We start from the raw sequence: 13,307 nt of genomic DNA, 5'->3' as shown, positions 1-13,307 counted from the left end.
ATCACGCCCCGAAGAGGTCCTGTTGTCCGTTTCCCGTAGCCGACGAGCGGGGCGGGGTGAGGCCGAGATGCGCCCATGCGGCGGGCGTCGCGACGCGTCCGCGCGGGGTTCGGGCGAGCAGGCCCTCCCGTACGAGGAAGGGTTCGGCGACCTCTTCCACGGTCTCACGCTCCTCCCCCACCGCGACCGCGAGCGTGGACAGCCCGACGGGGCCGCCGCCGAACAGCTTGAGCAGGGCCTCCAGGACACCGCGGTCCAGCCGGTCCAGGCCACGGGCGTCGACCTCGTACACGGCGAGGGCGGCCCCGGCGATGTCCCTGGTGATGATCCCGTCCGCCTTGACCTGGGCATAGTCACGGACGCGGCGCAGCAGGCGGTTGGCGATACGGGGGGTGCCGCGGGAGCGGCCGGCGATCTCGGCGGCGCCGTCGGCCTCGATCTCGACGTCGAGGAGGTTCGCCGAGCGGTGGATGACGCGCTCCAGCTCGGCGGGCTCGTAGAACTCCATGTGCGCGGTGAAGCCGAAGCGGTCACGCAGCGGCGGCGGCAGCAGACCGGCCCGGGTGGTGGCTCCGACCAGGGTGAACGGGGGCAGCTCCAGCGGGATGGCGGTGGCGCCGGGCCCCTTGCCGACGATCACGTCGACGCGGAAGTCCTCCATCGCCATGTACAGCATCTCCTCGGCGGGCCGGGACATGCGGTGGATCTCGTCGAGGAAGAGGACCTCGCCCTCCTGGAGGGAGGAGAGGATCGCGGCGAGGTCGCCGGCGTGCTGGATGGCGGGGCCGCTGGTGATGCGGATGGGGGCGCCCATCTCGGCCGCGATGATCATCGAGAGGGTGGTCTTGCCCAGGCCGGGGGCGCCGGAGAGCAGCACGTGGTCGGCGGTGGCACCTCGCGCGCGTGCGGCGCGCAGCACCAGGTCGAGCTGTTCGCGGACCTTCTCCTGGCCGATGAACTCGCCCAGGTCCTTCGGGCGCAGCGCGGCCTCGACGGCCTGGTCCTCACGGTCGGCGGACGAACCGACGAGCCGCTCGGGGGCGGGGGTGTCGGTGGTGTCGTCCCAGTTCATGGAGTGTGCCTCGGGGTCGCGGTCGGATGGGTCGTACGAGGGTCGGGGTGTCCTGCGAAGCGGCGCCTTCGGGCCGTTCCAGGACGCCGCCCGGTCAGCGCGCTCTGTTCAGGGTCTGCAGGGCGGCCTTCAGCAACTGCCCCACCTGCGGCGTGCCCCCGGCCGCTTCGGCCTGCGGCGTCACGGCGGTGACCGCCTCGTCGGCCTCGCGGGTCGCGTACCCCAGGCCGATCAGTGCCGCGTGCAGTTGGTCGCGCCAGCCCTGGGTGACGGGGGCCCCGACGGCGGGCGCTCCGATGGGCTCGCCCAGGCGGTCCTTCAGTTCCAGGAGCAGCTTCTGGGCGCCCTTCTTGCCGATGCCGGGGACGGCGGTGAGCGCCTTCTCGTCGGCGGTGGTCACCGCTCTGCGCAGGGCGTCGGGCGAGTGCACCGCCAGCATGGCCTGGGCCAGGCGCGGGCCGACGCCGCTCGCGGTCTGGAGCAGCTCGAAGGTCTGGCGCTCGTCGTCGTCGGCGAAGCCGTACAGGGTGAGCGAGTCCTCACGGACGACGAGGGAGGTGGCCAGCTTGGTCTGCTGGCCCATCCGCAGGCCGGAGAGGGTGTTCGGCGTGCACTGGACGGCGATGCCGATCCCGCCCACCTCCACCACCGCGGAGTCGGGGGCGAGGGCGGCGACCGGGCCGCTGACGAACGCGATCATGCGAGTCGGCCTTTCGAAGGAGCCTTGGCGGTGTGCAGGGCGACGGCCTGCTGAAGTCGGTTCTGCGCGGGGGCGCGCCAGATGTGGCAGATGGCCAGTGCGAGGGCGTCGGCGGCGTCGGCCGGCTTGGGCGGGGCGCTGAGCCGCAGCACCCGGGTGACCATGGAGCCGACCTGGGCCTTGTCGGCCCGGCCCGAGCCGGTGACGGCGGCCTTGACCTCGCTGGGGGTGTGCAGGGCGACGGGGATGCCGCGGCGGGCGGCGCAGAGCATGGCGACGGCGCTGGCCTGGGCGGTGCCCATCACCGTACGGACGTTGTGCTGGCTGAACACCCGCTCCACCGCGACGACTTCGGGCCGGTGCTCGTCCAGCCACTGCTCCAGGCCCTGTTCGATGGCGACGAGGCGGTGGCCCAACTCCGCGTCCGCGGGCGTACGGACGACACCGACGCCGAGCATGGCGAGCGGACGTCCGGCTACGCCCTCGACCACGCCGACACCGCATCGCGTCAGCCCCGGGTCCACCCCCAGTACGCGCACCCGCGCCCCTCCCCTCTTTGCGGCCGAGCCGCCGCCGCTCTCGCGGAACTGGTTGAGCGCCGTCGGTGCCTCAATCGATGGTTGCGGACCTTGGACGGCGATCTTTGACTCTCGCCAGGCTATCCGCTGCCACCGACAACAGCGGCGGGCCGGTGGGATGTGTCCCACCGGCCCGCCGGAAACGCTCGGCTCGCGGCAGCGTCAGGCGTCGACCTTCTCCATGATCTCGTCGCTGACGTCGAAGTTGGCGAAGACGTTCTGCACGTCGTCGCTGTCCTCGAGCGCGTCGATCAGCTTGAAGATCTTCTTGGCGCCCTCCTCGTCCAGCTCGACCTGGACGGACGGCACGAAGCTGGAGTCGGCGGAGTCGTAGTCGATGCCGGCCTCCTGGAGGGCGGTGCGGACCGCGACCAGGTCGGTGGCCTCGCTGATGACCTCGAAGGACTCACCGAGGTCGTTGACCTCCTCGGCGCCGGCGTCCAGGACGGCGCCGAGGACGTCGTCCTCGCTGAGCTCGCCCTTGGGGACGATGACGACGCCCTTGCGGCTGAACATGTACGACACCGAGCCCGGGTCGGCCATGTTGCCGCCGTTGCGGGTCATGGCGACGCGGACGTCGGAGGCGGCGCGGTTGCGGTTGTCGGTGAGGCACTCGATGAGCACGGCGACGCCGTTCGGGCCGTAGCCCTCGTACATGATCGTCTCGTAGTCGGCGCCACCGGCTTCGAGACCGCCACCGCGCTTGACCGCGGAGTCGATGTTCTTGTTCGGGACCGACTGCTTCTTCGCCTTCTGGATGGCGTCGTAGAGAGTCGGGTTGCCCTCGATGTCAACGCCGCCCATGCGGGCCGCGACCTCGATGTTCTTGATCAGCTTCGCGAAGAGCTTGCCGCGCTTGGCGTCGATCACGGCCTTCTTGTGCTTCGTCGTAGCCCATTTAGAGTGGCCGGACATCTGCCTGTCTCCTTCGCGTAACCCATCCAAACAACGAACGCCAGAGATCCTACAAGGACTCCGCTGCCCGCTTGGCGCGCACCATGTCGACGAACAGGGAGTGCACGCGGTGGTCGCCGGTCAGTTCCGGATGGAACGACGTGGCCAGCGCGTTGCCTTGGCGGACCGCGACGATGTGGCCGTCGTGCTCGGCGAGCACCTCGGCCTCGGCGCCCACGGACTCGACCCAGGGGGCGCGGATGAAGACGCCCTCCACAGGATCCCCCGGCACGCCCTTCACGTCGACCGCCGCTTCGAAGGACTCGTTCTGCCGTCCGAAGGCGTTGCGGCGCACGATCATGTCGATGCCGCCGATCGTCTCCTGACCCGAGCGCGGGTCGAGGATCTTGTCGGCGAGCATGATCATGCCCGCGCAGGTGCCGTAGACGGGCAGCCCGGCACGCACGCGTGCGCGCAGCGGCTCCATCACGCCGAACAGGACGGCCAGCTTGGAGATGGTGGTGGACTCGCCGCCGGGGATGACGAGACCGTCGACCTCGGCGAGTTCCTCGGGGCGCCGCACCGGCCTGGCCACGACGTCTGCCGCGGCCAGGGCGATGAGGTGCTCCCGTACGTCGCCCTGGAGGGCCAGGACGCCTATCACGGGGGTGTCGCTCATGAATGCAGTGCCTTACCAGCCGCGGTTGGCGTAGCGCTCGGTCTCGGGGAGGGTGTCGCAGTTGATGCCGACCATGGCCTCGCCGAGGTTGCGGGACGCGTCCGCGATGATCTTCGGGTCGTCGTAGAAGGTGGTGGCCTTCACGATGGCGGCGGCGCGCTTGGCCGGGTCGCCGGACTTGAAGATGCCGGAGCCGACGAAGACGCCCTCGGCGCCGAGCTGGCGCATCAGCGCGGCGTCGGCCGGGGTGGCGACACCGCCGGCGGAGAACAGCACGACCGGCAGCTTGCCGAGCTCGGCGACCTCCTTGACGATCTCGTACGGGGCGCGCAGCTCCTTGGCGGCGGCGTACAGCTCGTTGTTGTCGAAGCCGCGCAGCTTGGCGATCTCGTTCTTGATCTGGCGCAGGTGGCGGACGGCCTCGACGACGTTGCCGGTACCGGCCTCGCCCTTGGAGCGGATCATGGCCGCGCCCTCGGCGATCCGGCGCAGGGCCTCGCCCAGGTTGGTGGCACCGCAGACGAAGGGGGTCGTGAACGCCCACTTGTCGGAGTGGTTGACCTCGTCGGCCGGGGTGAGGACCTCGGACTCGTCGATGTAGTCGACGCCGAGGGACTGAAGGACCTGGGCCTCGACGAAGTGGCCGATGCGGGACTTGGCCATGACCGGGATCGAGACGGCGTCGATGATGCCCTCGATCATGTCCGGGTCCGACATCCGGGCCACGCCGCCGTCCTTGCGGATGTCGGCGGGGACCCGCTCCAGGGCCATGACGGCGACGGCGCCCGCGTCCTCGGCGATCTTCGCCTGCTCCGGCGTGACGACATCCATGATCACGCCACCCTTGAGCTGCTCGGCCATGCCGCGCTTCACACGGGCGGTACCGATCTCGGGAGTCTGGTTTTCGGAGTTGGACACGGGTGACCTCGCACGGTGAAAGAGGGTTACTGCAAGCACCGAGGAAACGGGAACGGACCAGGCCACAGCAAGGGCCAATGACAAGCCGGTGGATCGTTTTCCCGGCTCTGGCGGCGTACGGGCCGGTCAGGCGGCCCGCTCGACGAGTGCCGTGGGCGGCTCGTCGTCCATCTCGAAGGCCATCGGGAACGGCGCGTGTCCGGCCAGCCGGAACCAGCGGACCTTGCGGTGCCGGCGCAGCGCCCTGGCCGCCCGTACGGAGTCGTTGTGGAACCGCCGGGCCATCGGTACCCGGCGCACCGCCTCGGTCAGCTCACGGGCCGCTTCCTCGCCTCCGGGGGCCTCCCGTACGCCCTCCACCTGCTGGGGTTCGGCGAACACGGCCCGCAGCGCCTGGCTCAGCTCGCTCTCAGCGACCTCCCGCTGTTCCTCCTCGGCCTGCCGGGCGGCGTGCGCGGCCTCGTAGAGGACGATCGAGGCGGCCGGATCGAGGACGCCGGAGGTGGCCAGTTCCTGGGCCACGGAGGCGCGGCGCAGCAACTGCGCGTCGAGCGCGGCGCGCGCCGCGTCGATCCTGGCGTGCAGCCGGTCGAGGCGCCCCGCGGTCCAGCTCAGGTAGAGGCCGATCGCCACCAGGGCGACGAGGATCCAGATGAGAGTTGCGGTCACGGGCGGAAAGCCTACGGGGGTGCCCAGCCGGGCGAACCGCGCGGTCCGCCCATGCCGCGGACCGCCAGGTCACCCGGCGCCGCAGCGGTCAGTCCCGAGCCAGCCCCAATCGGGCCCGCAGCCCGCTCCCGCCGCCTCCGGTGCGGTCGTCCGCCGCCACCGCCGCCGCGCCCGCGGTCACCGTCTCGTACACGGACAGGATGTCCGCGCCGACGGTCGACCAGTCGAAGCGGCGGACGTGCGAGCTGCCGCGCTCGCGGAGCTCGGCCCGGCGGACCGGGTCCTCCATGAGACGTACGGCGGCCTCGGCGAGGGCGTCCGCGTCCTCGTTGGCGAAGAGTTCGCCGGCCGCACCCTGGTCGAGGACCTGGGCGAAGGCGTCGAGGTCGGAGGCGAGGACCGGGGCGCCGGCCGACAACGCCTCGACCAGGATGATCCCGAAGCTCTCGCCGCCGGTGTTGGGGGCGACGTAGAGGTCGACGCTGCGCAGGAAGCGGGCCTTGTCCTCGTCGCTGACCATGCCGAGGAACTCGACGCGGGAGCGCAGCTCGCTCGGCAGCGACTCCACCGCTTCCTCCTCGTCGCCCCGGCCCGCCACCAGGAGCCTGGTCTGCGGGCGCGCGGCGAGGATCCTCGGCAGGGCGCGCATCAGGACCGGCAGGCCCTTGCGGGGCTCGTCGATGCGGCCCATGAAGCCGATGGTGTCGCCCTGCCACGCGGGGTTGGGCTCGGCCTTGGCGAAGAAGTCCACGTCGACGCCGTTGGGGATGACGACCGCGTCGCCGCCGAGGTGTTCCACCAGGGTGCGGCGGGCGTACTCGCTCACCGCGATCCGGGCGCTGATCTTCTCCAGGGCCGCCTGGAGGATGGCGTACGCGGCGATCATGGCCCGGGAGCGCGGGTTGGAGGTGTGGAAGGTCGCCACGATCGGGCCCTGCGCCGCCCAGCAGGTCAGCAGACCCAGCGACGGTGACGTCGGCTCGTGGATGTGGATGACGTCGAACCGGCCGTCGTGCAGCCAGCGGCGCACCCGGGCCGCCGAGAGGAAACCGAAGTTCAGGCGCGCGACCGAGCCGTTGTACGGCACCGGGACGGCGCGGCCCGCGGAGACGACGTAGGGCGGGAGCGGGGTGTCGTCGTCGGCGGGGGCCAGGACGGACACCTCGTGGCCGAGCCGGATGAAGTACTCGGCGAGGTCGCGGATGTGGAACTGGACGCCACCCGGGACGTCCCAGGAGTAGGGGCAGACGATGCCGATCCTCACGGACGTTCCCCATCCCGGCCGTCGGCGGCGGCGGATGGCCGTGGTTCCAGGTCGGCGAGCCACAAACGCTGGAGCATGTGCCAGTCCTCCGGATGTTCGGCGATCCCCGAGGCGAAGGCATCGGCCAGCGCCTGTGTCATCACAGACGTCTTCTCGGCCCGGGTACCTGACTCGGGTACCTCGACCGGGGGGTGGATCCTGCCCTGCATGACGGGTGAGTCGTCGTACCAGAGCGTGACGGGGAGCAGGAGCGCCCCGGTCTGCTGGGCCAGGAGGGCGGGGCCTGCGGGCATGCGGGCCGTGGCGCCGAAGAAGTCCACCTCGACACCGGATGCGGACAGGTCGCGCTCGGCGACCAGGCAGACCAGGCCGCCGTCGCGCAACCTGCGGGCCAGCGTGCCGAAGGCGGTCCCGCCGCTGTGCGGCAGGACCTCCATGCCGAGGCCCTCACGGTAGGCGACGAAGCGGTCGTAGAGCGTCTCGGGCTTGAGGCGTTCGGCGACCGTCGTGAACGGCGTCTGAAGTTTGGTGGTGACCCAGGCGCCCGCGAGGTCCCAGTTGGCCAGGTGCGGCAGGGCGAGGATGACGCCCTGGTCGGAGGCCAGGCCGTCGGTCAGATAGTGGACGTCCTTGGGGTCGAAACCGTTCTTGATGCGCTCGGGACTCCAGGAAGGCAGCCGGAAGGACTCCATCCAGTAGCGCAGGTACGACCGCATGCCCGCGCGCGAGAGCTCGGCCAGGCGCTCCGGGCTCGCGTCGGGCACCACGCGCGCGTAGTTGCTCTCCAGCCGCTGGACGCCCTTGCCGCGCTGCTTCCAGGCCAGGTCGGCGATGGTGCGGCCGAGCCGTACGGCGACGGGCTCGGGGAGCTTCTTGACGGTGCCCCAGCCGAGTCCGTACAGCGCGTCGGTGAGCCGCTCCTGAGCACTCACTTTGCTGCCTCGCTCCCGTGGGAGGCGTTCTGCGGCTTCTCCTGCGCGGCCGCCGCCTCGGCCTCCGCCGACTCGCGGCGGACCGTGACGACGCGCTGGATCAGCGTCACCAGACTACCGACGGCGACGATCCACAGGGCGACGGGCAGCAGGTACTGGATGCCGGGAACGCCGAACTTGTGCAGGCCCGCGAAACCGGCCGCGACCAGCGAGATCACCAGCCGCTCGGCGCGCTCGACCAGGCCGTTGACGGCGACCGGCAGGCCGATCGACTCGCCCCGCGCCTTGGTGTACGACACCACCTGACCGCTGGCCAGGCAGAAGATCGAGACGGCGCACAGGACGAGGGCGTCGCCGTCACCGGCGTACCAGAGGATGAAACCGCCGAAGATCGCGGCGTCGGCGACCCGGTCGAGCGTGGAGTCCAGGAAGGCGCCCCAGCGGCTGGAGCGGCCGAGCTGCCGGGCCATGTTGCCGTCGACGAGGTCGGAGAACACGAAGAGCGTGATCACGACCGTGCCCCAGAAGAACTCGCCCATGGGGTAGAAGACCAGCGCGCCCGCGACCACGCCGGCCGTGCCGATGAGCGTGACGGTGTCGGGGCTGACGCCCCGCCGGATCAGAAACGCGGCGAACGGTGTGAGGACACGCGTGAAGAATGCACGCGCGTACTTGTTCAGCATGGCCTTCCCGAGGGTCGGTGTGGCGCCGTGCGGCCCCTGCTGGCCACCGGCTGGCCCATCGTAGCCACGCGTGCGTGCGTGCGACCGCCGGGCACTCGTACAGGCCGCGAGCGGCACGGGTCCACCGGTCCCGGATGGCAGGATCGCGTCCGCCGTATGGACGCACCGTGACGGGAGTGGAAAGCTCGAAGGACCGCGGGCGTCATCGGAGCCGCCATCGCACGCGGATCCGTATGTCCGCGCCCACAGTGACCTCACCGTGCACGGGAGGCAGGATCATGGGCGACAAGGCGAACGCACATCCCGGGGCCGCCGGCAGGGCTACAGCGGCCGACCAACCCGCGTCCGTACGGAATGTGGTGCTGGTCGGCCACTCCGGATCGGGCAAGACCACATTGGTGGAAGCCCTCGCGCTCACGGCGGGGGCGGTGAACCGGGCGGGCCGCGTCGAGGACGGCGGCACGGTCTCGGACTACGACGAGATCGAGCACCGGCAGCAACGCTCGGTACAGCTCTCCCTGGTGCCGGTCGACTGGGACGGCATCAAGGTCAACCTTCTGGACACCCCCGGATACGCCGACTTCGTCGGGGAACTCAGGGCCGGTCTGCGAGCCGCGGACGCGGCCCTTTTCGTCGTCTCCGCCTCCGACGGCGTGGACGGCTCGACCCGCATGGTGTGGGAGGAGTGCGCGGCCGTCGGCATGCCGCGCGCGATCGTCGTCACGCACCTGGAGGCCGCGCGGGCCGACTACGAGGAGATGACGCGGATCTGCGCGGAGGCCTTCGGCGGCGACGACCCCGACGCGGTGCTCCCGCTGTATCTGCCGCTGCACGGCCCGCAGGGTCCCGACGGGCACGCGCCCGTGACCGGTCTGATCGGGCTGCTGTCGCAGAAGCTGTTCGAGTACTCCTCAGGCGAACGCAAGGAGTCCGAGCCGGGCGAGGACCAGTTGCCCGAGATCGACGAGGCCCGCAACCGGCTGATCGAGGGGATCATCGCCGAGAGCGAGGACGAGACCCTCATGGACCGCTACCTCGGCGGCGAGCAGATCGACGTCAGGACGCTCATCGAGGACCTGGAGCGGGCTGTCGCGCGCGGCACGTTCTTCCCGGTCCTGGCCGCCGCCCCGGCCGCCGACGGTGCCCGGCAGGGCCTCGGCACGGTCGAGGTGCTGGAGCTGATCACGCGGGGCTTCCCGACGCCGCTGGAGCGCGAGGCGCCCCGGGTGACCACGGTGGACGGCAAGCCGCGCGAGCTGAAGCTGTGCGATCCGAACGGGCCGCTGGTCGCGGAGGTCGTGAAGACCGCGTCCGACCCGTACGTCGGCCGGGTCTCGCTGGTCCGCGTCTTCTCCGGCACCCTGCGCCCCGACGAGACGGTGCACGTCTCCGGGCACGGCCTGGAGGACCGCGGGCACGAGGACCACGACGTCGACGAGCGGATCGGCGCCCTCTCGGCGCCCTTCGGCAAGCAGCAGCGCCAGCTCAGCCATGCCATCGCCGGTGACCTGGCGTGTGTGGCGAAGCTGAGCCGCGCGGAGACCGGCGACACCCTGTCGGCAAAGGACGACCCGCTGCTGATGGAGCCCTGGCAGATGCCGGATCCGCTACTGCCGCTGGCCATCCAGGCGCACAGCAAGGCGGACGAGGACAAGCTGTCGCAGGGCCTGTCCCGGCTGGTCGCCGAGGATCCGACCATGCGTCTTGAGCAGAACCAGTCCACCCACCAGGTGGTGCTGTGGTGCCTGGGCGAGGCGCACGCGGACGTCGCCCTGGAGCGGCTGCGCAGCCGTTACGGCGTGCAGGTCGACCTCGTGCCGCACAAGGTCTCCCTGCGCGAGACGTTCGCCGACAGGTCGGCGGGCCGCGGCCGGCACGTGAAGCAGTCCGGCGGCCACGGGCAGTACGCGATCTGTGAGATCGAGGTGGAGCCGCTGCCCGGCGGCTCGGGCATCGAGTTCGTGGACAAGGTGGTCGGCGGCGCGGTGCCCCGGCAGTTCATCCCGTCGGTGGAGAAGGGCATCCGGGCCCAGGCGGCAAGGGGTGTCGCGGCCGGCCATCCGCTCGTCGACATCCGGGTCACGCTGCTGGACGGCAAGGCGCACTCGGTGGACTCCTCCGACGCCGCGTTCCAGACGGCGGGCGCGCTGGCGCTGCGGGAGGCGGCGGCGGACGCGAAGATCCATCTGCTGGAGCCGGTGGCCGAGGTGTCCGTACTCGTCGGCGACGAGTACGTGGGCGCCGTGATGAGCGACCTGTCCGGGCGGCGCGGCCGTGTGCTCGGCACCGAGCAGACCAGCGGCAGCCGCACGCTCATCAAGGCCGAGGTGCCCGAGATCGAGATCGGCCGGTACTCCGTCGACCTGCGGTCGCTGTCGCACGGCACCGCCCGTTTCAACCGTTCCTACGCGCGGCACGAGCCGATGCCGCAGCAGATCGCCGAAAGGATCCGTGAAGAGTCGCGCGACGCCTAGCAGTTGGCGCCGGCAGCACCGAGTGACCATGCGGAACGCTCCCCTCCGCGTCGGCGGGCGGCTTCGGCCGTCCGCCGACGGTTGTCGGTGGCGGGGGATACTCTGATCATTGATCAACAGGTGTGCGCAGTACGGAAGTCGGGAAGGCCGCAGAAGCGACAGTGCGGCGACTGGGGGCGGGAATGACCGTTGAGAGCGGTTACGCGGACATCTTCGGTCCGCAGGTGCCTCGCACGGCCGGCGAGGGGCAGACGGCGACGTTCGCGCTGGCCTCGGCGGCCTACCGGGACAACCTGTACGAGGACATCAAGAAGGCCGACAACGAATGGCACAAGACCGACGTCAAGGCCGGCCGCAAGTGGGCGAAGATCTTCCGGCCCAACCTGGGTGAGGCCTACTCGAGGGCCGTGGTCGACCGCATGCTCGGCAGCGACCGCAAGCCCCTGATCCAGTCCTTCGGCACCGAGCCGCAGGTCGTGGTCGAGCACGCCCTGGCCGCCAACAACATCCGCAAGGCCCGCGACCGGATGCTGAGCGCCATCATGGTCGTCTGCGGCGTGCTGTTCCTGCCCGGGCTCCTGCTGTGGCTGCTGGTCTTCACGCTGCGCACCACCATCGTCAAGCGGGACGCCAAGCGGGGCGGCGCGCTCGCCTCCGTGCTGCTCGTCGCGGCGGGCGCGTTCGCCGTGCTCTTCCTGCTCCGGATGCCGTTCACCGGCTTCTGGGCCTGGTATGCCCGGGCCTGCGTCCTCATGCCGGTCGTCGGCTGGTTCTGGGCCAAGCAGGTCTGCGAGCGCACCGCGAGGGACCTGCGGGAGCGCTGGGACAGCCTGCTGGCCGGCAGCAGCGTGGGCGCGAAGGTGCCGGAGGCGGTGCCGACCAGCCCCACCGAGACCCAGGCCGAGCAACTGCGCCAGTCCCTCGCCAAGCTCAGCGCCGAGCAGCAGTCCAACTCCGTGTTCTACGCGGGCCCCAAGGGGATACTCGGCATGGGCACGCGCTGGGGAAGCTGGCAGCTCGCCGAGGACCTGGTGGCCGCCGACCCCACCCGCGAGATCCACCCCTTCCGGAGCTGGGACGTCATCCGGGCGATCCACGACCAACTGCGCATGCTGGAGCGCGGCCCGCTGAACACCGGTGGTTTTCCGAAGCCTTCGATACGGCACTGGGTCGTCACGCCGATCGCCGAGGGCGCGAAGAGTGTGTCCCGGCCGGAGGGCACGGACGTCGAGGCGTACCAGGTCAAGACGCACGCCATCCAGGACATCTGCAACAAGCAGCAGTTCGGCAGCGGCGACCGGCACTATCTGGGCGTCCAGTGGACGCTGTGGGACGGCCAGTTGATCATCACCATGCTGATCACGGTGACCGTGCTGCACGAGACGCTGCGCATCGAGGTGACCGGGCACGCCCTCGGTCCGGTGAACGGGCTGTTCCAGGAGAAGCCCGAGGCACCGACCAAGGAGGTCACCAAGTCGTTCAAGCCGTGGGAGACCCGCAAGGTGAAGCTTCCGCTGGTCAACACCGACGAGGTGGTACGGCTGGCGGTGCGTGCCCCGATCTCCTGGTATCCGCCGCTGCTGAACTGGCTCGGCGGGACGATCGGGCTGCCCGAGCCGTTCGGGCTGCGGCACGCGTGGGCGGACCAGCCGTGGCGGCACCGGTTCATGGCGGACGACGCGCTGCGCGCCGCCACACCGGTGCTGCGGGTGGTGCACGCCGCGGCGATCAAGGTTCTGGGTGAGAACGGCGTGGACACCGAGAAGTTCGGTGCACGTTCGTCGTTCCTGAGCACCGCGGTGCAGGATCCGTCGCCGCGGAAAGCGGACCTCTACGACGCATGACGGTGGTGCCCTCGGTTTCGAGGGCACCCCGTACAGCCTGCTCGGCCTAAGCCGTCGGCCAGACCTCCGCCAGCATCTTCCTCGTGTCCGCCAAGAGCTGCGGCAGCACCCGTGTGTGCCCCACGACCGGCATGAAGTTCGTGTCGCCGCCCCAGCGCGGGACGATGTGCTGGTGCAGATGGGCCGCGATGCCGGCGCCGGCGACCGTGCCCTGGTTCATGCCGATGTTGAAGCCGTGGGCGCCCGAGGCCGTGCGCAGGGCCGTCATCGCCTGCTTGGTCAGCGCGGCGAGCTCGCTGGTCTCCGGCTCGGTGAGGTCGGTGTAGTCGGCGACGTGGCGGTAGGGGACGACCATCAGGTGGCCGCCGTTGTAGGGGTACAGGTTGAGGACCGCGTACACCTGCTCCCCGCGCTTGACGACCAGGCCGTCCTCGTCGGACTTGGCCGGGATGGAGCAGAAGGGGCAGCCGTCGTCGGCACCGGGACCGGTCGGCTTGTTCTCACCCTGGATGTAGGCCATCCGATGGGGTGTCCACAGGCGCTGGAACGCGTCCTGGATCCCCACTCCCCACTGCTGCTCCGGCTCACTCGTCATGCGTG

13 protein-coding genes are annotated in these 13,307 nt (G+C 70.7%); 2 read left to right on the top strand and 11 right to left on the bottom strand.

Annotation, left to right across the window (positions count from 1 at the left end; all coding sequences use genetic code 11):
• Position 1: 1 nt before the first annotated feature.
• The 10 genes from ruvB to pgsA all read right to left on the bottom strand — a co-directional run bounded on the left by ruvB (position 2) and on the right by pgsA (position 8,389).
• Positions 2-1,072 carry a Holliday junction branch migration DNA helicase RuvB gene (ruvB, locus tag ACZ69Q_RS36350; protein ID WP_471050569.1) on the bottom strand — a complete coding sequence of 357 codons (1,071 nt, stop codon included), beginning with the start codon at positions 1,070-1,072 and terminating at the stop codon, positions 2-4.
• A gap of 94 nt (positions 1,073-1,166) precedes the next feature.
• Positions 1,167-1,772 (bottom strand): Holliday junction branch migration protein RuvA, encoded by a 606-nt coding sequence (gene ruvA / locus ACZ69Q_RS36345; RefSeq protein ID WP_471050566.1) that lies wholly within the window; start codon positions 1,770-1,772, stop codon positions 1,167-1,169.
• Entirely contained in the window at positions 1,769-2,311 is a 543-nt protein-coding gene (ruvC, locus tag ACZ69Q_RS36340; RefSeq protein WP_471050564.1) for a crossover junction endodeoxyribonuclease RuvC, read from the bottom strand. Before ruvC ends, ruvA begins: the two co-directional genes overlap by 4 nt.
• Before the next feature lie 201 nt (positions 2,312-2,512).
• Positions 2,513-3,265 carry a YebC/PmpR family DNA-binding transcriptional regulator gene (locus ACZ69Q_RS36335; RefSeq protein WP_383607867.1) on the bottom strand — a complete coding sequence of 251 codons (753 nt, stop codon included), beginning with the start codon at positions 3,263-3,265 and terminating at the stop codon, positions 2,513-2,515.
• A 49-nt stretch (positions 3,266-3,314) separates the two neighbouring features.
• Positions 3,315-3,923, bottom strand: a complete 609-nt coding sequence (gene pdxT / locus ACZ69Q_RS36330; RefSeq protein ID WP_471050562.1) for a pyridoxal 5'-phosphate synthase glutaminase subunit PdxT — start codon at positions 3,921-3,923, stop codon at positions 3,315-3,317.
• Positions 3,924-3,935: 12 nt separating this feature from the next.
• Positions 3,936-4,841 (bottom strand): pyridoxal 5'-phosphate synthase lyase subunit PdxS, encoded by a 906-nt coding sequence (gene pdxS / locus ACZ69Q_RS36325; RefSeq protein WP_471050560.1) that lies wholly within the window; start codon positions 4,839-4,841, stop codon positions 3,936-3,938.
• Between the two features lie 126 nt (positions 4,842-4,967).
• Positions 4,968-5,510: a hypothetical protein gene (locus ACZ69Q_RS36320; protein WP_471050558.1), complete on the bottom strand. Its 543-nt coding sequence runs from the start codon at positions 5,508-5,510 to the stop codon at positions 4,968-4,970.
• An 88-nt stretch (positions 5,511-5,598) separates the two neighbouring features.
• Positions 5,599-6,774 (bottom strand): glycosyltransferase family 4 protein, encoded by a 1,176-nt coding sequence (locus tag ACZ69Q_RS36315; protein ID WP_471050556.1) that lies wholly within the window; start codon positions 6,772-6,774, stop codon positions 5,599-5,601.
• Positions 6,771-7,706 carry a phosphatidylinositol mannoside acyltransferase gene (locus ACZ69Q_RS36310; protein ID WP_471050553.1) on the bottom strand — a complete coding sequence of 312 codons (936 nt, stop codon included), beginning with the start codon at positions 7,704-7,706 and terminating at the stop codon, positions 6,771-6,773. Before ACZ69Q_RS36310 ends, ACZ69Q_RS36315 begins: the two co-directional genes overlap by 4 nt.
• Positions 7,703-8,389 carry a phosphatidylinositol phosphate synthase gene (pgsA, locus tag ACZ69Q_RS36305; protein WP_471050551.1) on the bottom strand — a complete coding sequence of 229 codons (687 nt, stop codon included), beginning with the start codon at positions 8,387-8,389 and terminating at the stop codon, positions 7,703-7,705. The genes ACZ69Q_RS36310 and pgsA overlap by 4 nt, the downstream gene beginning before the upstream one ends.
• Before the next feature lie 278 nt (positions 8,390-8,667).
• Here pgsA and ACZ69Q_RS36300 point away from each other — a divergent pair, with 278 nt between their 5' ends.
• A complete protein-coding gene (locus tag ACZ69Q_RS36300; protein ID WP_471050549.1) occupies positions 8,668-10,863 on the top strand; it encodes an elongation factor G-like protein EF-G2 in 2,196 nt (731 codons plus the stop codon).
• Positions 10,864-11,045: 182 nt separating this feature from the next.
• Positions 11,046-12,707, top strand: coding sequence for a hypothetical protein (locus ACZ69Q_RS36295; protein WP_471050546.1), 1,662 nt, complete (start codon positions 11,046-11,048; stop codon positions 12,705-12,707).
• A 46-nt stretch (positions 12,708-12,753) separates the two neighbouring features.
• Here the strand turns inward: ACZ69Q_RS36295 and ACZ69Q_RS36290 are convergent, their stop codons facing one another.
• A complete protein-coding gene (locus ACZ69Q_RS36290; protein WP_393515347.1) occupies positions 12,754-13,302 on the bottom strand; it encodes an HIT family protein in 549 nt (182 codons plus the stop codon).
• Positions 13,303-13,307 lie beyond the last annotated feature (5 nt).

The sequence above is a fragment of the Streptomyces sp. NPDC036764 genome (assembly GCF_055609385.1).
The sequence above is the reverse complement of the archived record's forward strand: the minus strand, read 5'-3'. Positions and strand labels throughout refer to the sequence as shown.

Excerpts from the sequence above, each read along its gene's own strand:
- ruvA (WP_471050566.1), bottom strand. The coding sequence starts at position 1,772 with ATGATCGCGTTCGTCAGCGGCCCGGTCGCCGCCCTCGCCCCCGACTCC.
- ACZ69Q_RS36290 (WP_393515347.1), bottom strand. The coding sequence starts at position 13,302 with ATGACGAGTGAGCCGGAGCAGCAGTGGGGAGTGGGGATCCAGGACGCG.
- ACZ69Q_RS36295 (WP_471050546.1), top strand. The coding sequence starts at position 11,046 with ATGACCGTTGAGAGCGGTTACGCGGACATCTTCGGTCCGCAGGTGCCT.
- ACZ69Q_RS36335 (WP_383607867.1), bottom strand. The coding sequence starts at position 3,265 with ATGTCCGGCCACTCTAAATGGGCTACGACGAAGCACAAGAAGGCCGTG.
- pdxT (WP_471050562.1), bottom strand. The coding sequence starts at position 3,923 with ATGAGCGACACCCCCGTGATAGGCGTCCTGGCCCTCCAGGGCGACGTA.
- ACZ69Q_RS36300 (WP_471050549.1), top strand. The coding sequence starts at position 8,668 with ATGGGCGACAAGGCGAACGCACATCCCGGGGCCGCCGGCAGGGCTACA.
- ruvB (WP_471050569.1), bottom strand. The coding sequence starts at position 1,072 with ATGAACTGGGACGACACCACCGACACCCCCGCCCCCGAGCGGCTCGTC.
- pgsA (WP_471050551.1), bottom strand. The coding sequence starts at position 8,389 with ATGCTGAACAAGTACGCGCGTGCATTCTTCACGCGTGTCCTCACACCG.